Origin of the sequence: Xanthomonas sp. DAR 34887, from assembly GCF_041245805.1 — a bacterium.
In the GTDB taxonomy this organism is placed as follows: domain Bacteria; phylum Pseudomonadota; class Gammaproteobacteria; order Xanthomonadales; family Xanthomonadaceae; genus Xanthomonas_A; species Xanthomonas_A tesorieronis.
Genome location: NZ_CP162490.1, coordinates 4,022,578 through 4,043,031 on the forward strand (window position 1 = coordinate 4,022,578; position 20,454 = coordinate 4,043,031).

A 20,454-nucleotide genomic window follows, 5' to 3' on the forward strand; every position below is an offset into this window, starting at 1 on the left:
CAAGCTCCCGTGGCCAGCAAGAAGGCGTACAACCCGGATCCGCACGCGCATCCGGGCCTGCACCTGATCGCACTGCTGGAGGCCGGCAAAGGCCTGCTGGCGGTGCTCGCGGCCACGGGCCTGGAACTGATGGGCCCGCTGCCGCTGCGCGCGGCGGTGGGCCGGCTGATCGTGCGTTTCAGCCTGGATCCCGAGCACGGCGCGCTGCCGTCGCTGCTCACCATGATCAATCCCGGCGCGGTGCACCTGGCCGCCGCCGGCATGCTCGCCTACGGCGTGCTGCACATCGTCGAAGCCTGGGGCCTGTGGCGCGCCAAGGCCTGGGCGTCGATGCTGGGCTGCATCTCCGCCGCCATCTATCTGCCGTTCGACATCTACGCCATCGTGCGCCATCCCGGCTGGGCCGCGTGGGCGGTGCTGGCGATCAACCTGGCCGTGGTCGGCATCCTGGCCCGCGACCTGATCCGGCGCCGACGGCGTCCCGCGCGCTGACGCAGGCGGGCGATCGCCCGCAGCGGTTTGCCAATCCCCATAGCGCTGCGTAGCCTCCAGGAGAACGACTCCCGGGGAATGCGCCGATGCGTCTGCTGCCCGTCCTTTTGCTGTGCGGCACCCTCGCCGGCTGCCGGCACGCCGCCCTGCCCGAGACCACCGCGACAGCCCCACCCGCGTTCGCCTACGCCGAAGCCGACATCGCAACGCTGCAGGCGCAGATGGCGCGCGGCACGCTCGACAGCGCCAGCCTGACCGCGGCCTATCTACAGCGGATCGAAGCACTCGACCGGCAGGGACCGGCGCTGCGCGCACTCATCGAACTCAACCCGCGGGCCCTGGACGAAGCGCGGCAGCTGGACGCCGAACGCCGCGCCGGACATCTGCGCGGCCCGCTGCACGGCATCCCGCTGGTGGTGAAGGACAACATCGATGCGCGGCCGATGGCCAACTCGGCCGGATCGCTGGCCCTGGCCGACTTCCATCCGCCGCACGACGCGTTCCTGGTGCAGCGCCTGCGCCAGGCCGGCGCGGTGATCCTGGGCAAGAGCAATCTCAGCGAATGGGCCAACTTCCGCTCCAGCACATCCAGTTCCGGCTGGAGCGCGCGCGGCGGGCAGACCCGCAATCCCTACGTGCTCGATCGCAATCCCTGCGGTTCCAGCGCCGGCACCGGCGTGGCCGTGTCGGCCAATCTGGCCGCGGCCGGCATCGGCACCGAGACCGACGGCAGCATCGTCTGCCCGGCCGCGGTGAACGGCCTGGTCGGACTGAAACCGACTGTCGGCCTGGTCAGCCGCGACGGCATCATCCCGATTTCCGCCAGCCAGGACACGGCCGGACCGATGGCCCGCAGCGTCGCCGATGCGGCGGCGCTGCTGAGCGTGCTCGCCGCACCCGACCCTGCCGACCCGGCCACTGCCTCGGCACCGCGCCCATCCGGTTACGACTACAGCGCACACCTGCGCCGCGACGCGCTGCGCGGCGCGCGCATCGGCCTGCTGCCCTCGCCACTGACCCAGACCGCGGACATCGCCGCGGCGCAGGCGCGCGCGGTCGCCGCGCTGCGCGCCGCCGGCGCCACCGTGGTCGATGCGCGGATTGCGACCGCCGGGCAATGGGACGACGCCGAACTGAGCGTATTGCTGACCGAGTTCAAGGCGGGCCTGGAACGCTACCTCGACACGCGCCAGGCGCCGTTGCGCAGCTTGGAGCAGTTGATTGCGTTCAACCGCGCGCATGCCGGACGCGAGCTGGCGCACTTCGACCAGGCCCTGTTCGAACAGGCGCAGGCCACCCGTGGCGTGGACGACCCCGCCTACCTGGAAGCGCGGGCGAAAGCCCGGCGCCTGGCCGGCGTGGACGGCATCGACGCGACGCTGCGCGCGCAGCGCCTCGATGCGCTGATCGCACCGACCACCGGCCGCGCCTGGAAGACCGACCCGCTGCATGGCGACGACTTTCCCGGCGCCAGCTACGGCGCGGCGGCGGTGGCCGGCTATCCCAGCCTGACCGTGCCGATGGGCGCCAGCGACGGCCTGCCGCTGGGCCTGCTGTTCATCGGTACCGCCTGGAGCGAACCGCGGTTGATCGAACTGGGTTACGCCTACGAACAGCGCAGCCGCGCACGCACGCCGCCGACCTTCTTGCCGACGCTGCGATCTGCGCAGGCAGCGCACGACCCCTAAAGCGGATAGCGCCGCAAAGACACCAAGCCGAACGCACGGTTGGCAAGCGCGTTTTTGTAGGAGCGGCTTCAGCCGCGACAGAAGCCTACCGAAAGCACATGTCGCGGCTGAAGCCGCTCCTACAGGGTCAAGCGCCTGCGAGCAAACAGGAGGAACCTGCAAGGCCAAGCGCTACCGCACCAATGCAGACGGCACGAAGAAGCCAGGTCACACCACAACGCTGCGCTACGCCGTATCCGGCTTCGGCGCGCCCGCGTCGAGCGCCCCCGTCGCCGCCGGAGCGCCATCCTCGGCGCCGGGCGAGCGCATCGCTGCCGAGTCGCTGGCCGTCGAGGGCGGCCGTGACGCCGTGCGTGCCGCGTCCGAGGAAATCTCCGCGCGCAGCTTCGGCAAGGCATACGGATGCTCGCGGGTCAGGAAATCGATCATGCGCTCGCGCACGATGCAGCGCAGGTCGAACGCATCGCCGGAGTTGCGCGCGCTGACCAGCAGGCGCACCTGGATCGTGCTCTCGCTGGTCTCGGTCACCTGCGCCACGCAGACCTGGCCATCCCACAACGGCTCGCTGTTGCAGATCCGCTCCAGTTCGGCGCGCACTTGCGCCATCGGCGTGCGGTAGTCCAGCCACAGGAATGCGGTGCCGAGCAGATCGGCGCTGCTGCGCGTCCAGTTCTGGAACGGGTTCTCGATGAACCAGGTCAACGGCACCACCATGCGCCGCTTGTCCCAGACGCGCACCACCACGTAGGAACTGCCGATCTCCTCGATGCGGCCCCATTCGCCTTCGACGATGACCACGTCGTCGAGTCGGATCGGCTGGGTCAAGGCGATTTGCAGGCCGGCGATCAGGTTGCCGAACACCGGCTTGGCGGCGATACCGGCGACCAGGCCGATGATGCCGGCCGAGGCCAGCAACGTGGTGCCGATCTGGCGGACCGCCGGAAAGGTCAGCAACACCACCGAGGTACCGAGCAGGATGATCGTGCCCATCGCCACGCGTGCCAGCACCCGGGTCTGGGTCTGGACGCGGCGCGCGGTCAGATTGTCGGCCACCTCGATCGGATAGCTGCGCAGGATCGCCTTTTCCAGCGCGGCGATGCCGCGTACCAGCAGCCAGGTCACGCAGCCGATCATGCCGATGTGCAGCAGGTGCTGCAGGTCGGTCAACGCGCGCTCGTCCAGCGGCGTGGATTCCAGCGCGAAGCTGAGCATCAGCATCGGCAGCAGGAACGCCATCGGCACGCTGACCACGTTGATGATGCGGGCACGCCGGTAGTCGCGTCCGCGCATGCGCTGCGCGATGCGCAGCAACAGCCACCAGGCGAGAAAGCCGAGCACGACCGCGGCGCCGATCGGCAATGTGTAATCGCGCCACGGGATCCAGTCGAGATCCAGTTTCAAGATGCGCTCCTTGAAGGGGGGAGGAGTCGCGACAGTGTGGCAAAGCAAGCATAAGCATCGTGTCGAGCGCTGCGTCGCGCCGCGATCGCAACGCGCGCGCACGATGCAGATACGAGGCAGGCCCGCTCATCGCTGGCAAGCAGCGCACCGTGCGTGCCGCAGTGCATGACCGACGTGCGCGATCGTGCGCAGTCCTGGCGGCGGCAAACAACTCGCCAACGAGCCGCTGCAGACCATGCGTCTTCGGCAACGTCCGACGCTGGAAGCAGCAAGCATGGCGCCTTCCAGGACCGGACGCGCCGACATCGGCGGCTGGCGCGCAGCGCGCCGGCAAGCGCGCTGCGATGAGCGTGTGCGGCCCTCAGCCCGTCGTCAGCGGCACATTGCGTCCGTTCTGCTTGCGCACGATCGCCAGCGCGATCTCCAGCGATTGCTCGTAATTCAGGCGCGGATCGACGCTGGAGCGGTAGGCCCGCTCCAGGTCGCGCTCGGTCAGCTCGCGCGCGCCGCCGGTGCATTCGGTGACGTCTTCGCCGGTCAGTTCCAGATGCACGCCGCCCAGCCGCGTGCCGGCCGCGGCGTGGATGTCGAACGACTGCTCCACCTCGCCCAGCACGTTGGCGTAGCGCCGTGTCTTGTAGCCGTTGCTGGTGCTCTCGGTATTGCCGTGCATCGCATCGCATACCCACAGCACGCGGCGGCCGTCGCGCTTCACCGCGTCGAGCAGCGGCGGCAGCTTCTCCGCGATCTGCGCCGCGCCCATGCGGTGGATGAAGGTCAGCCGGCCCGGTTCGTCCTCGGGATTGAGCACGTCGATCAGGCGCAGCAACTGGTCCGGCTGCGCCGACGGCCCGACCTTGATCGCGATCGGGTTGCGGATGCCGCGGAAATATTCCACGTGCGCGCCGTCCAGCGCGGCGGTGCGCATGCCGATCCACGGATAGTGCGTGCTGAGGTTGAACCAGCCCCACTGCCGCGGCACTTCGCGGGTCAGCGCTTCCTCGTACGGCAGCAGCAGCGCTTCGTGCGAGGTGTAGAAATCGACCCGGTTGAGGTTGTACAGCTGCGCGCCGGACAACGTCTCCATGAAGCGCACCGCGTCGCCGATCGAGGCCACCATCTTCTGGTAGTCCTCGGCCAGCGGCGAATAGCCGACCCAGCTCAGGTTCCAGTATTCGGGATGGTGCAGGTCGGCGAAGCCGCCGTCGATCAGCGCGCGCACGAAGTTCATCGTCATCGCCGACCGCGAGTGCGCGGTGATCATCCGCCGCGGATCGGGCACGCGCGCCTGCGCGGTGAACTCCGGGCCATTGACCACATCGCCGCGGTAGCTGGGCAGGGTCACGCCGTCGCGGGTCTCGGTATCGGCAGAGCGCGGCTTGGCGTACTGGCCGGCGTAGCGCCCCACCCGCACCACCGGCAGGCGCAAGCCGTGTACCAGCACCAGGCTCATCTGCAGCAGCACCTTGAGCCGGTTGGAGATCGTGCCGGACTCGCAATCGCTGAAGTTCTCCGCGCAATCGCCGCCCTGCAGCAGGAAACGCTTGCCTTCCTGCGCCTCGGCCAGCTGCTTCTTCAGCGCGAAGATCTCCCAGGAGGTGACCAGCGGCGGCAGGTGGCGCAATTCGCCCAGCGTCGCCTCCAACGCCTGCGCGTCCGGATAGACCGGCATCTGCAACGCGGGTTTGCCGCGCCAGCTTGCGGGCGCCCAGGACGGCGAAGCGGATTCGGGCGCGGCGGCGGGGACGGACAGGTTCATGAAAGGACTCCTTGGCAACCTGCGATGTTCGCAGAGCCTGGCCGCGACGCAAAGCGCTGCGTGACGCGCTCGCACAGCCATGGCCGGCAATCGGCGCTGGACATGAACGCCAGGCAAAGCATGCAGCCCAGCCATGACTTCCGACCTAGGCCAGGGGTGCTGCGAAAGTAGAATGTTATTACATAACAAATACGTCCTCCTCCATTCCAGGTCTCGCCTACGCCATGACGCCCCGCCCCCTCCCCGCCGCCATCGCCCTCGTTCTGCTGGCCGCACCCGGCCTCGCGCTCGCCGCCGATGCGGTTGCCGCTGATACCGGCACCCAGCACACCACCGACCTGGATGCAGTCACCGTCACCGCCAAGCTGGAAGCCGCGCGCAACGCGCTGTCGCCGGACATCGGCAGCAGCCAGTACACGATCAGCGCCGAGGACATCGAGCGCCTGCCGCTGGGCGCCTCCACCCCGCTCAACCAGGTGCTGCTGCAGGCGCCGGGCGTGGTCCAGGATTCCTATGGCGGCATCCACGTGCGCGGCGACCACGCCAACCTGCAGTACCGCATCAATGGCGTGCTGATTCCCGAGTCCATCTCCGGCTTCGGCCAGAGCCTGGACCCGCGCACGATCAAGAGCATCAAGCTGCTCGACGGCGCGCTGCCTGCGCAGTTCGGCGACCGCACCGCGGCAGTGGTCGACATCACCACCAAGAGCGGCGTGGAACTGGGCAACGGCGGCAGCGTCGGCATCACCGGCGGCTCCTACGGCACGCTCAATCCGAACGCCTCCTGGTGGGGCAGCAGCGGCCGCTGGAGCTGGTTCGTCAGCGGCGACTACGAGCAGAACAAGCTGGGCATGGAGAATCCGGTCAACAGCCGCGAGCCCGACCACGACAAGACCCATCAAGGCAAAGGCTTCGCCGACCTCAGCTACCTGATCGACGAGAACACCCGGCTCAGCCTGCTGGTTGGCTATGCCAACAACCGTTTCCAGATCCCGAACAACCCGGGCCAGACTCCCTCCTACGACTACCTGGGCACCACCGACTTCGATTCGTCCAAGCTCGACGAGAACCAGCGCGAGAACACCCGCTTCGGCACCCTGGTGCTGCAGGGCTCGCTCGGCGCCACCAGCTACCAGCTGTCGGCCGGTCAGCGCTACAGCAGCGTCGCGTTCTCGCCCGACGTCGCCGGCGACCTGATCTTCAACGGCATCGCCTCGCAGGTGAACCGCAGTAACCGCGCCAACACCGTGCAGGCCGACTTCTCCACCCCGCTCGGCGATGCGCACACGCTGCGCTACGGGGTATACGGCAACTTCGAGCACGCCGTCGCCAGCAACAATTCCTATGTGTTCCCGGCCGATGCCGACGGCAACCAGACCAGCAACGTGCCGATCTTCATTCCCGACGCCAGCCGCTTCCACGCCAGCACCTACGCGCTGTACCTGCAGGACGAATGGAAGATCGGCGACGACTGGACCGTGAACTACGGCGTGCGCGGCGACCGCTACAAGGCCTTCGGCACCACCGAAGGCCAGCTCAGCCCGCGCCTGGGCGTAGTATGGCAGGCCAGCGCCGATACCACGGTGCACGCCGGCTACGCGCGCTACTTCACTCCGCCGGCCAGCGAACTGATCTCCACCAGCGACATCGCCCTGTACGACGGCACCACCAACCAGCAGTCCACCGCCGGCGGCGCGACCACGCCGCTGAGCGAGCGCAGCGACTATTACGACCTGGGCATCTCGCAGGTGGTCAACGAGCACCTGACCCTGGGCCTGGACACCTATTACCGCAAGGCCGACCGCCTGCAGGACGAAGGCCAGTTCGGCGCCGCCTACGTGTATTCCACGTTCAACTACCGCTATGGCCGCATCCGCGGCGCGGAGTTCAGCGCCGACTACAGCAATGGCCCGGTCACCGCCTACTTCAACGTCGCCTACAGCAAGGCGATGGGCAAGCGGGTCATGACCAGCCTGTACAACTTCGATCCGGACGCGCTGGCCTACGTCTACGACAACTGGATCCACCTGGACCACGACCAGAAGTTCACCTCATCCGGCGGCATCAGCTATGCGATCGACGACGCCAGCCGGATCGGCGCCAACTACCTGTTCGGCAGCGGCCTGCGCACCGATACCGACACCGTGCCCAACGGCGGCGAGCTGCCGGCGTACTTCCAGCTGAACCTCAGCGCCGGCCACGACTTCGCGCTCAGCGCGCATCCGCTGCACGCGCAAGTGGCGGTGCTCAATGCGCTCGATCGCGCCTACCAGCTGCGCGACGGCGGCGGTATCGGCGTGTTCGCTCCGCAATGGGCGCCACGCCGCGGCGTCTACCTGAGCCTGCAGCAGGACTTCTGAGACGCGCGCGCCGTCAGGCCGTGCCCGAGACGGGCCGGCCTGGGGGGTGCATAGATGCATGGATGCCTGCGGCGCAACGATCTTTCGCAGCGGCCGCGCCACCGCTGCTCGCTGATGCACGTCATACGTTTGCCGCTTGGATCACCTGTAGGAGCGGCTTCAGCCGCGACAGAAGCTACGGATGGAACCTGTCGCGGCTGAAGCCGCTCCTACAGGTGCGCTGCCTCAGTTGAAGGCGAGGCGCGCAGCACGCGGCAATCTCAGTGCAGCGAACGCCGCCTGGCCTTGAACCCGGCATACAGCGCGAACAGCGCCAGCACCACGAAACAGATCAGGCACCACATCGGCATCGACAGGCCGAGGAAGCGCCAGTCGATACTGCCGCAGTCGCCGGTTCCGGTCAGCACCCGGCGCAGCACTTCGAACGGCCCCATCGTCTCGCGCAGGAAGCTCAGCGGCGGCCCGCATCCGGCCATCGGATCGGGAAACAATTGCACCGACACGTGCTTGGTGGAAATGCCGGCGCCGATGGCCGCGGCCAGGAACGTCAGCACGCCATAGACCTTGCGCCCGCCGCTGCGGGCCGGGCCGTGCAAGGCGCCGACCAAGAACAGCAGACCCAGCGCGGCGAACGCGATGCGCTGGAAGATGCACAGCGGACAGGGCTCGATGCCGAGCTGCACCTGCACGTAGATCGCATAGCCCAACAGCGCGGCACAGATCAGAAAACCGAGAAAGAACTGCGCGCGGAAACTCCAGCGTAACGGATTCATCGGACTCGAACTCGCATCGACGATTCGCGCATTATCCGCGATCGTGCGCTCCATCACCATGTGTCATGGCGCTGTTGGGCGCCCCCACCCAAACGGCGACCGCGCTGACCAGTCCCCGATCTCGACTCCCCAATCCCGGCCCCAAAACAAAAAAGCCCGGACATGCCGGGCTTCTTGCTGACGCGGTGCGGACCGGATTTACTCGGCCACTTCCTCGGCGATCGCGGTCGGGCGATCGACCAGCTCGACGTACGCCATCGGCGCGTTGTCGCCGGCGCGGAAGCCGCACTTCAGGATGCGCAGGTAGCCGCCCGGACGCGACTGGTAACGCGGGCCCAGCTCGACGAACAGCTTGCCCACCGCTTCCTTGTCGCGCAGGCGCGAGAAGGCCAGACGGCGATTGGCGACGCCATCGACCTTGGCGATGGTGATCAGCGGCTCGGCGACGCGACGCAGTTCCTTGGCCTTCGGCAGGGTGGTCTTGATCAGCTCGTGCTTGAACAGCGAGGCGGCCATGTTGGAGAACATCGCCTGGCGATGGGCGCTGGTGCGGTTGAACTTGCGGCCGGATTTCTGGTGACGCATGGTGTCGGTTCCTATGGAAAGTTGAAACTGCTGGAGATCGCTGTCGCCGTCCTGGCGTTGAACAATGGACTGCGGATGGTCCGAGCCGGCCGTCCCTGACCGGACAACGCCGCGGGCTTGAGGACCCGTCGGCGTAGGTGTGCAACTGATTCAGTACGAGGCGCCGCGCGGGCGCCCGTGCCTCCCTCCCTGGCGGTCTTACCTGGACTCCATGGAGTCCTGCCCGGCCATCCATGACCGGACCTGCAGCGCGTCCGTGGCCGATGCCGGTGCGGCATCGGCCAGGGTGCGACTGCTTAGCCGAGCATGCCGTGCTGGGCGACGCCGGCCGGCGGCCAGTTCTCCAGCTTCATGCCGAGCGACAGGCCACGCTGGGCCAGCACTTCCTTGATCTCGGTCAGCGACTTCTTGCCGAGGTTCGGGGTCTTGAGCAGTTCCACTTCGGTCTTCTGGATCAGATCGCCGATGTAGTAGATGCTCTCGGCCTTGAGGCAGTTGGCCGAACGCACGGTCAGCTCCAGATCGTCGATCGGACGCAGCAGCACCGGATCCACGCCGTTGCTGGCCGGCTTGGCCGCGCCACGGTCGCGATGGGTGAAGTCGCCGAACACCGACAGCTGATCGCTGAGGATATCGGCGGCGGTGCGCACGGCTTCCTCGGCATCGATCGTGCCGTTGGTCTCGATGTCCAGGACCAGCTTGTCCAGGTCGGTACGCTGCTCGACGCGCGCGGATTCGACCGCGTAGGCGACGCGGCGGACCGGCGAGAACGACGCATCCAGGATCAGGCGACCGATGGTGCGGGTCTCCTCGTCCGGACGGCGACGCGCGGCGGCCGGCTGGTAGCCGAAGCCACGCTCGATCTTCAGACGCATGTTGATCGCCATGTCCTTGGTCAGGTGGCAGATCACGTGGTCGTTGTTGAGGATCTCGACGTTGTGGTCGGTCTTGATGTCGGCGGCAGTGACCGTGCCCGGACCCTGCTTGGACAGCGACAGCGTGGCGCTGTCACCGGTGTGTATGCGGATGGCCACGTCCTTGAGGTTGAGCAGGACATCCAGCACGTCCTCCTGCAGCCCTTCGACCGTGGTGTACTCGTGCAGCACGCCGTCGATCTCGACTTCGGTGATCGCGAAGCCGGGGATCGAGGACAGCAGCACGCGACGCAGGGCATTGCCCAGCGTGTGCCCATACCCGCGCTCCAAGGGCTCGATTACGACCTTGGCGCGGTTGTCGGTAAGGCGTTCGATCTGCGGCCCACGGGGGCGCAGAACCTGGTTGGCGGTAACCGTCATGTTGCGGGTTCTCCTGACGAGCCTCCGTTGCCGGAGGCTCTCCAATGTGATTACTTCGAATACAACTCGACGATCAGCGCTTCGTTGATGTCAGCAGGCAGGTCCGCACGATCCGGCACGGCCTTGAAGATGCCGCTGAACTTCTTCGAATCGACCTCGACCCAGGACGGGTTCAGGTCGTGCGTTTCGGCAACGGTCAGCGCTTCCTGCACGCGAAGCTGCTTCTGCGCCTTTTCCGACAGGGCGATCGCGTCGCCGGCCTTGACCTGGTACGAGGCCAGGTTCACCGACTTGCCGTTGACCAGCACGCCACGGTGCGACACCAGCTGGCGCGCGGCCGGGCGGGTGACGGCGAAGCCCATGCGGTAGACGACGTTGTCCAGGCGGGTTTCCAGCAGCTGCAACAGGTTCTCGCCGGTGTTGCCCTTCTTGGTCGAGGCCTTCTTGTAGTAGTTGCGGAACTGACGCTCCAGCAGACCGTAGATACGCTTGACCTTCTGCTTTTCGCGCAGCTGGGTGGCGTAGTCGGACAGCTTGCCCTTGCGGGCAGTCGCGCCGTGCTGGCCGGGCTTCTGCTCCAGCTTGCACTTGGAGTCCAGCGCACGCGCCGGGCTCTTGAGGGAAAGATCGGCGCCTTCACGGCGCGCGAGCTTACAGGTAGGACCGATATAACGAGCCATTTCTTATCGCTCCTTTAGACGCGACGCTTCTTCGGCGGACGGCACCCGTTGTGCGGGATAGGCGTCACGTCGATGATGTTGGTGATCTTGTATCCGACGTTGTTCAACGAACGGACGGCGGACTCGCGACCCGGACCCGGGCCCTTGATGCGCACTTCCAGCGACTTCACGCCGTAGTCGAGCGCAGCGCGCCCGGCCTTCTCGGCGGCAACCTGCGCCGCGAACGGCGTGGATTTGCGCGAACCGCGGAAACCGGCGCCACCGGAGGTCGCCCAGGACAGTGCATTGCCCTGACGGTCGGTGATGGTCACGATGGTGTTGTTGAACGAAGCGTGGACGTGGGCGACGCCGTCGGTGACGACGCGCTTGATCTTCTTCTTGGTTTTTGCTGCTGCGGGCTTAGCCATGTCTGTCCCTTACTTCCTGATCGCCTTGCGCGGGCCCTTGCGGGTGCGGGCGTTGGTGCGGGTGCGCTGACCACGCAGCGGCAGGCCACGACGATGACGCAGGCCGCGGTAGCAGCCCAGGTCCATCAGACGCTTAATAGCGATGCCCACTTCGCGACGCAGGTCGCCTTCGACGATGTACTTGCCGACTTCGAGGCGCAGGCGCTCGATTTCCGGCTCGGACAGGTCACGGATCTTGGTGGTCGAGGTCACGCCTGCGGCTTCGCAGACCTTCTTCGAACGGGTACGGCCGATGCCGAAAATGCTTTGCAACCCGACCCAGACATGCTTCTGGGCTGGCAGGTTGACGCCTGCAATACGCGCCATGACGCGGTTCTCCAACTGAGTGGTGGCCCGACGGCGCACTACGGCGCCATCCGGCAGGATGGATCAAAAAGTGAACTTGTAAGTCTAGCAAGGTCTCGGGTTACATGGAAGCCCGTGAAACCTTTCGGTTCCGCAAGCCCGGCATGGGGAGTGTGCCCATGCTCCGGCGCCGGACGTCGTTGGCCAGGGTGAGGATCCACCTCGGCCGCCCGCGCTACTCCAGCGCAGGACCACCACGTCGCACCCACGCACGAGACCGCTGCATGGGCCGCCCTTCAAGTGGGAAGACTGCGCCCGGGAACCGGGGCGTCTTCACCGAAGGAAGTCAAATTATAGCAATCAACCGCGGGCGAAACCGCCGCCGCGCGAGCCACCCTTGAGGTTGGCCTTTTTCAACAGGCTTTCGTACTGGTGCGACATCAGGTGCGCCTGGATCTGCGCAATGAAGTCCATCACCACAACGACCGCGATCAGCAGCGAGGTGCCGCCGAAATGGAACGAGGTTCCGAGCTGCGCGCGCATGATTTCCGGCAGCAGGCAGACGATCACCAGGTACAGCGAGCCGGCGGCGGTCAGCCGGGTCAGCACGCCGTCGACGTAGTCGGCGGTGGCCTTGCCCGGACGGATACCCGGGATCAGCGCGCCGGACTTCTTCAGGTTGTCCGCGGTTTCCTGCGAGTTGAACACCAGCGCGGTATAGAAGAACGCGAACCCGATGATCAGCGCGGCGAACACGATCATGTGCACCGGCTCGCCCGGGCCCAGCGCATTGGCGATGCGCTGCAGCCAGCTGCCGAAGGTGCTGTTGGAGGCAGCCTGACCCGACCACATCGACAGCGTCGCCGGGAAGGCGAGGATGCTCGAGGCGAAGATCGGCGGAATCACGCCGGCCATGTTCAGCTTCAGCGGCAGGAACGAGGTCTGGTTCATGTACGCATTGCGGCCGCCCTGGCGCCGCGCGTAATTCACCGTGATCCGCCGCTGCCCGCGCTCGACGAACACCACGAACAGGGTGAAGGCGAGGATGGTCAGCACGATCAGCAACAGCGAGATGAAGCTCATGTTGCCGTCGCGGTAGGCTTCCACGGTCTGGATCGACGCCGCCGGCAGGCCGGCGACGATGCCGGCGAAGATGATCAGCGACACGCCGTTGCCGATGCCGCGCTCGGTGACCTGCTCGCCGACCCACATCAGGAAGATGGTGCCGGCGGTCAGCGCGATCACCGCGGTGAGCACGAAGCCCATCCCCGGTGCGTACACCACCGGTGCGCCGCCCGGTGCGGTCTGGTTCTGCAGCGCCAGCGCGATACTGCCGCCCTGCACCACCGCCAGAAGCACCGCGCCGATGCGCGAATACTGGGTGATCTTGCGTCGGCCGGATTCGCCTTCCTTCTGCATCGCCTTCAGCGACGGGAAGATGTGCGTGGCCAACTGGATCACGATCGATGCCGAAATGTACGGCATCACGTTCAGCGCGAAAATGCTGAAACGGTGCAGGGCGCCGCCCGAGAACATGTTGAACATGTCCACGATGCCGCCGCCCTGCGCCTGCATCAGCGCAAGCATGGCTTCGGGATTGACGCCCGGCACCGGCACATAGCAGCCGATGCGGTAGACGATCAATGCGCCGACAACGAACAACAGACGCTGGCGAAGTTCAGTGAACTTGCCGAGCCCGCCGCCGAGATTCCCCATGCCAGCCTGCGCCATCTGCGTGTTACTCCTGCACGCTGCCGCCGGCAGCTTCGATTGCCGCCTTGGCACCGGCGGTCGCGGCGACACCCTTCAGCACGAACTTCTTGGTCAGTTCGCCCTTGAGGACGACCTTGGCCTTCTTCGCGGTGCTCGGGACCAGCTTCGCGGCGCGCAGCGCAGCGAAATCGATCTCGCCTTCCGGCAGGTTGTCGAGCTGGTAGGACAGCACTTCGGCGGTGTCCTTGGCCATCTTGGAACGGAAGCCGATCTTCGGCAGACGGCGCTGCATGGGGGTCTGGCCGCCTTCGAAGCCAGCCTTGATCTTGCCGCCGCCCTTGCGCGCGAACGAGCCCTTGTGGCCGCGGCCGCAGGTCTTGCCCAGGCCCGAACCGATACCGCGACCGACGCGGGTGCGCTCGGTACGCGCGCCGTCGGCGGGCTTCAGATCATTCAGATGCAAAGTCATGGTCGCTTACTCCTCAACCTGGACGAGGTACTGAACCTTGTTGATCAGGCCGCGTACCTGCGGGCTGTCCTTCAGTTCACGCACATCGTTGAGCTTGTTCAGGCCCAGCGCACGCACCGACAGGCGGTGACGCGACTGGGTACCACGAAGGCCGCGCACCAGGCGCACCTTCACCGTCTTGTTGGACTCATTAGCCATGGTTGAGTTCCTCCACCTTCTTGCCGCGCTTGGCCGCAATGCGCGCCGGCGACTGCATGTCTTCCAGGCCGCGCAGCGTAGCGCGCACCAGGTTGATCGGGTTGCGCGAACCGACGGCCTTGGCCAGCACGTTCTTGACGCCGACCGCTTCCAGCACGGCGCGCATCGCGCCGCCGGCGATGACGCCGGTACCTTCCGAGGCGGGCATCATGAACACGCGCGCCGCGCCGTGGCCGGACTTCACCGCGTGCCACAGCGTGCCGTTGTTCAGATCGATGTTGAGCATGCCCTTGCGCGCATATTCCATCGACTTCTGGATCGCGACCGGCACTTCGCGCGCCTTGCCGTAACCGAAACCGATCTTGCCGTTGCCGTCGCCGACCACGGTCAGCGCGGTGAAGGTGAACTGGCGACCGCCCTTGACCGTCTTGCTGACGCGATTGACCGCGACCAGCTTTTCGATCATGCCATCGTCGACTTTCTCTTCGCGGTTGCGGTCGCGATCACGACCCCGCGGTGCACGCTGCTCTTCAGCCATTGTGTATTCCTTGGTAGTTGAAAGATTTACGGCTTGCATGCCGCTTGTAGTTGTTGACTGGAACCGTGTTCCCCGGGCGCGCGCACAAGGCGCGCCAAGGTCCGATGCAGCCCGCATCGGCAGGTCGGGCGCGGCATGAACGCCGCACCCGCAAGGATCAGAACTGCAGGCCGCCTTCGCGCGCGGCGTCGGCCAGCGCCTTGATGCGGCCGTGGTAGCGGTAGCCCGAGCGGTCGAAGGCGACCTTCTCGATGCCCGCGGCCTTGGCGCGCTCGGCGATCAGCTTGCCGACCTTGGCGGCCGCCTCGCTGTTCTTGCCGCTCTTCAGGCCGTCCTTGACGTCGGCCTGCAGGGTGTTCGCCGCAGCGATCACCTTGGAGCCGTCGGCAGTGAAGACCTGCGCGTACAGGTGCTGGCCGGTGCGCAGCACCGACAGGCGCGCGACGCCGAGTTCGCGGATGTGCGCACGGGTCGACTTGGCGCGACGCAGGCGGGCGATGTTCTTGTTGATGGTCATGTCTGTGTCCTACGGAAGCTGAAGGAAGCGGGGCTTTTCGTTTGCGAGCCCGGCGATGGACGACCGGACTCCCAGCGGATGGACCTGCATTAGGCCTTCTTGGCTTCCTTGCGAATGATGGCTTCACCGGCGTACTTCACACCCTTGCCCTTGTAGGGCTCCGGCGGACGGAAACCGCGGATCTTGGCGGCGACTTCGCCGACGCGCTGCTTGTCGGCGCCCTGCACCAGGATCTCGGTCTGAGTCGGGGCGGCCAGGGTGATGCCTTCCGGCGCCTTGAACACGACCGGGTGCGAGAAACCGAGCGCCAGGCTCAGGTCCTTGCCCTGCATCGTGGCGCGGTAGCCGACGCCGACCAGCTCGAGCTTGCGCTCGAAGCCTTCGGACACGCCGTGCACCATGTTCGCCAGGATCGCGCGAACGGTACCGGTGATGGCGATCTGCGACGGCTCGTTCGCCGACAGCGTGGCGACACCGTTTTCCTGCTTGATTTCGACGCCAGCCGGCTTCGGCAGCGACAGGGTGCCCTTCGGGCCCTTGACGCTCACCAGCTCGGGCTGGACATTCAGTTCGACGCCCTTCGGGAGGGAGATCGGCTTCTTGGCTACGCGGGACATTTACTTACTCCTTCCCTTAGGCCACGAAGCACAGGACTTCGCCACCGACGCCGGCCTGACGGGCCTGCGCATCGGTCATGATGCCCTTGGACGTGGAAATGATGGCAACGCCCAGACCGCCGAGAACCTTCGGCAGTTCGGCCTTACCGCGATACTGGCGCAGGCCCGAACGGGACACGCGCTTGAGCGTATCGATGACCGGACGGCCCTCGAAATACTTCAGCACGATTTCCAGCTCGGACTTGTTGTTTTCGATCTGGTTGACGCGCAGGTCGCCGATATAGCCTTCGGCCTTCAGCACTTCTGCGATCGCTACCTTGATCTTGGAGGACGGCATTTTCACCGTCGGCTTGCCAACCGCGGCCGCATTCTTGATGCGGACCAGCAGGTCGGCGATGGGATCAGTCATGCTCATGGTGTCTACCTTTGAGTGCACCGATATCCGCTTTCGCGAAAATCTTGTGATGTGAAGCTGTGGAATGAAGCGGTGATATGCAGCGTAGAACGTCCTGGAGAAGGCCAGGGCCTACTGCGACTCGCCCTGCTAGGCGCAGGCAAGGAGCGGGATTATACGACAAAAAGTCCGACTTGCGTCGGACTCGTTGACGGAACAGCAAGCGGGCGGTCGATCGCCCCGCCCCGAACTCCGCGAACGGAGCCGGGACCGCCGGTTGTTACCAGCTGGCCTTGCGCAGGCCCGGCACGTCGCCGTTCATCGTCGCCTTGCGCAGCATGTTGCGGCCGAGGCCGAACTTGCGGTACACGGCGCGCGGACGACCGGACAGCTCGCAACGGGTGCGCTGGCGGCTCGGCGACGAATCGCGCGGCAGCTTCTGCAGCTTGACCACGGCCTCGGCCTTCTCGTCGTAGGACGAGCTGTCGGCGGCGATGATCTTCTTCAGCGCGTCGCGCTTGTCGGCGAACTTCTTCGCCAGCTTCTTGCGCTTGATGTCGCGGTTGACCATGGAGGTCTTTGCCATCTGTAAATCCTCGGGATTCGAGATTGGGGATTTGAGATCTGCGGAAGCCGGGTGGCGGGCCTGACGCCCTTCCTCCCGAATCCCGAATCCCGAATCCCGGCGTCAATCAGTTACGGAACGGGAACTTGAACGCTTCGAGCAGCGCCTTCGCTTCGGCGTCGGTCTTGGCGGTGGTGGTGATGGCGATATCCATGCCGCGGATCGCATCGACGGCGTCGAAGTCGATTTCCGGGAAGATGATCTGTTCCTTCACGCCCATGTTGAAGTTGCCGCGACCGTCGAAGGAGCGACCGGACACACCACGGAAGTCGCGCACGCGCGGCAGCGAGATGTTGATCAGGCGATCCAGGAACTCGTACATCTTGGCGCGACGCAGCGTGGTCTTGCAGCCGATCGGCCAGCCGTCGCGGATCTTGAACGACGCCACCGAGATACGCGACTTGGTGACGACCGGCTTCTGGCCGGAGACCTTGGCCATGTCGGCCACGGCGTTTTCCAGGATCTTCTTGTTCGTCGCCGCCTCGCCCACGCCCATGTTCAGCGTGACCTTGACCAGCTTCGGCACTTCCATCGGATTGGTGTAACCGAACTTCTTCATCAGAGCCGGTACCACTTCTTCCTTGTAAATCTTTTCGAGACGGGAAGTCATTGTGTCATTCCTCAGGCGTCGAGCGCCTCACCGCTGGAGCGGAACACACGCAGTTTGCGTCCATCCTCCAGCACCTTGAAGCCAACGCGCTCGCCCTTGCCCGTCGCCGGGTTGACGATCGCCACGTTGGAGATATGGATCGACGCTTCACGCTCGACCACGCCGCCGGCAACGCCTGCCTGCGGGTTCGGCTTGGTGTGGCGCTTGACGATGTTCGCGTTGGAGACGATCACCCGATCGCCGTCGACGCGGACGATTTCGCCCTGCTTGCCCTTGTCCTTGCCGGCAGTGACGACAACCTGGTCGCCCTTCTTGATACGGTTAGCCATGTGTATGTCCTCCGCTCACAGCACTTCAGGAGCGAGCGAGACGATCTTCATGAACTTCTCGGAACGCAGCTCGCGGGTAACAGGCCCGAAGATGCGCGTGCCGATCGGCTCCTGCTTGTTGTTGAGCAACACCGCAGCGTTGCCGTCGAAGCGGATCAGCGAACCGTCGGGACGACGCACACCCTTGCGGGTACGCACCACGACGGCGTCGTAGACTTCGCCCTTCTTGACCTTGCCGCGCGGGATCGCGTCCTTGACGGTGACCTTGATGATGTCGCCAATGTGCGCGTAGCGGCGCTTGGAGCCGCCGAGCACCTTGATGCACATCACTTCCTTGGCACCGGAGTTGTCGGCGACGTCGAGGTAGCTCTGCATCTGGATCATGATTCAGATCTCCCTTATTCGGCCGAACGGGTGACGATTTCCACCACCCGCCAGTTCTTGGTCTTGGACATCGGCGCAATCTCGGTCACGCGCACCACATCGCCTTCGTTGCAGGCGTTGTCGGCGTCGTGCGCATGGAGCTTGGTCGAGCGCTTGATGTACTTGCCGTACAACGCATGCTTGACCTGACGCTCCACCAGCACGGTGACGGTCTTGTCCATCTTGTTGCTGACGACGCGGCCTTCGACCGTGCGCAGCGTCTTGCTTTCGTTAGTGTCGCTCATGGCGGCCATCCTTACTTCGTGCTGCCGATCAGGTACTTCACGCGAGCAATCTCGCGGCGCACCCGGCGGGTTTCGTGGGTCTTCGGCAGCTGCCCGGTGACCTGCTGCATGCGCAGGGCGAACTGCTCCTTGCGCAGATCGGTCAGGTGGGCCTTCAGATCGTCAGCCGACTTCTCGCGGAGTTGTTTGATGTCCATCAGCGTACCGTCCGGGTGACGAAGGTGGTGGTCACCGAAAGCTTGGCAGCGGCCAGGCGGAACGCCTCGCGCGCGACATCTTCGCCGACGCCTTCGATTTCATAGATCATGCGACCGGGCTGGATCTGGGCGACCCAGTACTCGACGTTACCCTTACCGGAGCCCATTCGCACTTCGATCGGCTTCTTGGTGATCGGCTTGTCCGGGAACACGCGGATCCACATCTTGCCGCCGCGCTTGACGTAGCGGCTGATCGAGCGGCGCGCCGCTTCGATCTGGCGCGCGGTCAGCTGACCGTGCGCGGTGGCCTTCAGCCCGTACTCGCCGAAGCTGACGGCGTTGCCGCTCCATGCCAGGCCGTCGTTACGGCCCTTGTGCATCTTGCGGTATTTGGTTCGCTTGGGTTGCAACATTGCCGTTACCTCGCTTCACGAGCCGGACGCGACGGACGGTCACCACGGTCGCCGCGATCGTTACGATCGTTGCGCGGGGAATCGTCCTGCTTTTCCTGGCCAACCTGGGAGAAATCGAAGATCTCGCCCTTGTAGATCCAAACCTTGATGCCGATGATGCCGTAGGTCGTCTTGGCTTCGGCGAAGCCATAGTCGATGTCGGCACGCAGCGTATGCAGCGGCACGCGGCCTTCGCGGTACCACTCGGAACGGGCGATTTCCGCACCGTTCAAGCGGCCGGCGACGTTGACCTTGATGCCCAGGGCACCCAGGCGCATCGCGTTGCCGACCGAGCGCTTCATCGCGCGGCGGAACATGATGCGACGCTCCAGCTGCTGCGCGATCGACTCGGCGACCAGCTGCGCATCCAGCTCCGGCTTGCGCACTTCGGTGACGTTGATGTGGGCGGGGACGCCCATCATCTCGCTCACTTCCTTGCGCAGCTTCTCGATGTCCTCACCGCGCTTGCCGATCACCACGCCCGGACGGGCGGTGTGGATCGTCACGCGCGCGGTCTTGGCCGGACGCTCGATCAGGATCTTGCTGATGCCCGCCTGCGCCAACTTCTTGCGCAGCATTTCGCGAACCTTGAGGTCGGCCGCCAGGTAACCGGCGAACTCGCCCTTGTTGGCGTACCACTTGGAATTCCAGTCCTTGGAGACACCCAAGCGGATTCCAATCGGATGAACTTTATGACCCATCGTCTTTATCCTTTCCGCTTACTTGGCGGCGCCCACAACCACAGTGATGTGGCTGGTGCGCTTGAGGATGCGGGTACCGCGGCCTTTCGCCCGCGCCATGAAACGCTTCAGGGTCGGACCTTCATCAACCATGATGGTCTTGACCTTCAGCTCGTCGACATCCGCGCCCTGGTTGTTCTCGGCATTGGCGATCGCCGACTCCACCACCTTCTTGATCAGGTGGGCAGCCTTCTTATCCGAGAACTTCAGCAGGTTGACCGCCCGCTCGGCGGAAAGACCGCGCACCTGGTCGGCGACCAGGCGGGCCTTCTGCGGGGAGATGCGCGCAGTGCGCAGGATTGCTTTCGCTTCCATCGTCATCTCTCCTTACCGGCTCGACTTCTTGTCGCCACCGTGACCCTTGAAGGTCCGGGTGACGGCAAATTCGCCGAGCTTGTGGCCGACCATGTTCTCGTTGACCAGCACCGGAACGTGGTTCTTGCCGTTGTGCACGGCGATGGTGAAACCCACCATCTCCGGCAGGATCATCGAGCGACGCGACCAGGTCTTGATCGGACGCTTGCTGCCGGCCGCGGCCTCCACCTTCTTGACGAGGTGGTGATCGACGAACGGGCCTTTCTTGAGTGAACGTGCCATGGTCG

At 65.4% G+C, this 20,454-nt stretch carries 28 protein-coding genes; 3 read left to right on the forward strand and 25 right to left on the reverse strand.

Annotation, left to right across the window (positions count from 1 at the left end):
* Positions 1-9: 9 nt before the first annotated feature.
* Entirely contained in the window at positions 10-492 is a 483-nt protein-coding gene (locus AB3X08_RS17045) for a DUF2127 domain-containing protein (protein WP_184411710.1), read from the forward strand.
* Between the two features lie 86 nt (positions 493-578).
* The gene (locus AB3X08_RS17050; protein ID WP_369933996.1) at positions 579-2,180 is read left to right on the forward strand and encodes an amidase; all 1,602 of its coding nucleotides are present in this window, start codon (positions 579-581) and stop codon (positions 2,178-2,180) included.
* Positions 2,181-2,405: 225 nt separating this feature from the next.
* Here AB3X08_RS17050 and AB3X08_RS17055 read toward each other — a convergent pair whose 3' ends face one another.
* Entirely contained in the window at positions 2,406-3,575 is a 1,170-nt protein-coding gene (locus AB3X08_RS17055; protein ID WP_369938560.1) for a mechanosensitive ion channel family protein, read from the reverse strand.
* Positions 3,576-3,942: 367 nt separating this feature from the next.
* A complete protein-coding gene (locus AB3X08_RS17060) occupies positions 3,943-5,340 on the reverse strand; it encodes a class II 3-deoxy-7-phosphoheptulonate synthase (RefSeq protein WP_369933997.1) in 1,398 nt (465 codons plus the stop codon).
* Positions 5,341-5,564: 224 nt separating this feature from the next.
* On the opposite strand from AB3X08_RS17060, the gene AB3X08_RS17065 reads away from it, so the two are divergent.
* Positions 5,565-7,700, forward strand: coding sequence for a TonB-dependent receptor (locus AB3X08_RS17065; protein WP_369933998.1), 2,136 nt, complete (start codon positions 5,565-5,567; stop codon positions 7,698-7,700).
* A 260-nt stretch (positions 7,701-7,960) separates the two neighbouring features.
* On the opposite strand, the gene AB3X08_RS17070 is transcribed toward AB3X08_RS17065, so the two are convergent.
* The 23 genes from AB3X08_RS17070 to rpsS form a co-directional block, all read right to left on the reverse strand.
* Positions 7,961-8,473 carry a disulfide bond formation protein B gene (locus AB3X08_RS17070; RefSeq protein WP_369933999.1) on the reverse strand — a complete coding sequence of 171 codons (513 nt, stop codon included), beginning with the start codon at positions 8,471-8,473 and terminating at the stop codon, positions 7,961-7,963.
* Positions 8,474-8,671: 198 nt separating this feature from the next.
* Entirely contained in the window at positions 8,672-9,058 is a 387-nt protein-coding gene (gene rplQ / locus AB3X08_RS17075; protein ID WP_003470628.1) for a 50S ribosomal protein L17, read from the reverse strand.
* Positions 9,059-9,354: 296 nt separating this feature from the next.
* Positions 9,355-10,353: a DNA-directed RNA polymerase subunit alpha gene (locus AB3X08_RS17080; protein ID WP_003470629.1), complete on the reverse strand. Its 999-nt coding sequence runs from the start codon at positions 10,351-10,353 to the stop codon at positions 9,355-9,357.
* Between the two features lie 50 nt (positions 10,354-10,403).
* The gene (rpsD, locus tag AB3X08_RS17085) at positions 10,404-11,033 is read right to left on the reverse strand and encodes a 30S ribosomal protein S4 (protein ID WP_010340454.1); all 630 of its coding nucleotides are present in this window, start codon (positions 11,031-11,033) and stop codon (positions 10,404-10,406) included.
* 14 nt (positions 11,034-11,047) lie between these two features.
* Entirely contained in the window at positions 11,048-11,440 is a 393-nt protein-coding gene (rpsK, locus tag AB3X08_RS17090; protein WP_003470632.1) for a 30S ribosomal protein S11, read from the reverse strand.
* Positions 11,441-11,449: 9 nt separating this feature from the next.
* Positions 11,450-11,806, reverse strand: a complete 357-nt coding sequence (rpsM, locus tag AB3X08_RS17095; RefSeq protein ID WP_145701687.1) for a 30S ribosomal protein S13 — start codon at positions 11,804-11,806, stop codon at positions 11,450-11,452.
* 339 nt (positions 11,807-12,145) lie between these two features.
* A complete protein-coding gene (secY, locus tag AB3X08_RS17100; RefSeq protein ID WP_184411715.1) occupies positions 12,146-13,516 on the reverse strand; it encodes a preprotein translocase subunit SecY in 1,371 nt (456 codons plus the stop codon).
* Between the two features lie 7 nt (positions 13,517-13,523).
* A complete protein-coding gene (gene rplO / locus AB3X08_RS17105; RefSeq protein ID WP_184411716.1) occupies positions 13,524-13,967 on the reverse strand; it encodes a 50S ribosomal protein L15 in 444 nt (147 codons plus the stop codon).
* Between the two features lie 6 nt (positions 13,968-13,973).
* Complete coding sequence (rpmD, locus tag AB3X08_RS17110) at positions 13,974-14,165, reverse strand: 50S ribosomal protein L30 (protein WP_005408214.1); 192 nt, start codon at positions 14,163-14,165, stop codon at positions 13,974-13,976.
* Positions 14,158-14,703 carry a 30S ribosomal protein S5 gene (gene rpsE, locus AB3X08_RS17115; protein WP_184411717.1) on the reverse strand — a complete coding sequence of 182 codons (546 nt, stop codon included), beginning with the start codon at positions 14,701-14,703 and terminating at the stop codon, positions 14,158-14,160. Before rpsE ends, rpmD begins: the two co-directional genes overlap by 8 nt.
* Before the next feature lie 157 nt (positions 14,704-14,860).
* Complete coding sequence (gene rplR, locus AB3X08_RS17120; RefSeq protein ID WP_369934000.1) at positions 14,861-15,220, reverse strand: 50S ribosomal protein L18; 360 nt, start codon at positions 15,218-15,220, stop codon at positions 14,861-14,863.
* An 89-nt stretch (positions 15,221-15,309) separates the two neighbouring features.
* Positions 15,310-15,837 (reverse strand): 50S ribosomal protein L6, encoded by a 528-nt coding sequence (rplF, locus tag AB3X08_RS17125; RefSeq protein WP_369934001.1) that lies wholly within the window; start codon positions 15,835-15,837, stop codon positions 15,310-15,312.
* 16 nt (positions 15,838-15,853) lie between these two features.
* Positions 15,854-16,252, reverse strand: coding sequence for a 30S ribosomal protein S8 (gene rpsH / locus AB3X08_RS17130; protein ID WP_184411720.1), 399 nt, complete (start codon positions 16,250-16,252; stop codon positions 15,854-15,856).
* Positions 16,253-16,511: 259 nt separating this feature from the next.
* A complete protein-coding gene (gene rpsN, locus AB3X08_RS17135; RefSeq protein WP_184411721.1) occupies positions 16,512-16,817 on the reverse strand; it encodes a 30S ribosomal protein S14 in 306 nt (101 codons plus the stop codon).
* A gap of 106 nt (positions 16,818-16,923) precedes the next feature.
* On the reverse strand, positions 16,924-17,466 hold the full coding sequence (rplE, locus tag AB3X08_RS17140) for a 50S ribosomal protein L5 (protein WP_010341606.1): 543 nt from the start codon (positions 17,464-17,466) through the stop codon (positions 16,924-16,926).
* An 11-nt stretch (positions 17,467-17,477) separates the two neighbouring features.
* A complete protein-coding gene (gene rplX / locus AB3X08_RS17145) occupies positions 17,478-17,795 on the reverse strand; it encodes a 50S ribosomal protein L24 (RefSeq protein WP_184411722.1) in 318 nt (105 codons plus the stop codon).
* Between the two features lie 15 nt (positions 17,796-17,810).
* Complete coding sequence (rplN, locus tag AB3X08_RS17150) at positions 17,811-18,179, reverse strand: 50S ribosomal protein L14 (RefSeq protein ID WP_003486699.1); 369 nt, start codon at positions 18,177-18,179, stop codon at positions 17,811-17,813.
* Between the two features lie 14 nt (positions 18,180-18,193).
* On the reverse strand, positions 18,194-18,463 hold the full coding sequence (gene rpsQ / locus AB3X08_RS17155; protein WP_179570572.1) for a 30S ribosomal protein S17: 270 nt from the start codon (positions 18,461-18,463) through the stop codon (positions 18,194-18,196).
* Positions 18,464-18,474: 11 nt separating this feature from the next.
* Positions 18,475-18,660, reverse strand: a complete 186-nt coding sequence (gene rpmC, locus AB3X08_RS17160) for a 50S ribosomal protein L29 (protein ID WP_039007513.1) — start codon at positions 18,658-18,660, stop codon at positions 18,475-18,477.
* Positions 18,660-19,073, reverse strand: coding sequence for a 50S ribosomal protein L16 (gene rplP, locus AB3X08_RS17165; RefSeq protein ID WP_003470657.1), 414 nt, complete (start codon positions 19,071-19,073; stop codon positions 18,660-18,662). Before rplP ends, rpmC begins: the two co-directional genes overlap by 1 nt.
* A gap of 5 nt (positions 19,074-19,078) precedes the next feature.
* A complete protein-coding gene (gene rpsC, locus AB3X08_RS17170) occupies positions 19,079-19,813 on the reverse strand; it encodes a 30S ribosomal protein S3 (protein WP_003470660.1) in 735 nt (244 codons plus the stop codon).
* Between the two features lie 18 nt (positions 19,814-19,831).
* Positions 19,832-20,167, reverse strand: coding sequence for a 50S ribosomal protein L22 (gene rplV / locus AB3X08_RS17175; RefSeq protein ID WP_003470663.1), 336 nt, complete (start codon positions 20,165-20,167; stop codon positions 19,832-19,834).
* A gap of 12 nt (positions 20,168-20,179) precedes the next feature.
* Entirely contained in the window at positions 20,180-20,449 is a 270-nt protein-coding gene (gene rpsS / locus AB3X08_RS17180; protein ID WP_003470666.1) for a 30S ribosomal protein S19, read from the reverse strand.
* Between the last annotated feature and the right edge of the window lie 5 nt (positions 20,450-20,454).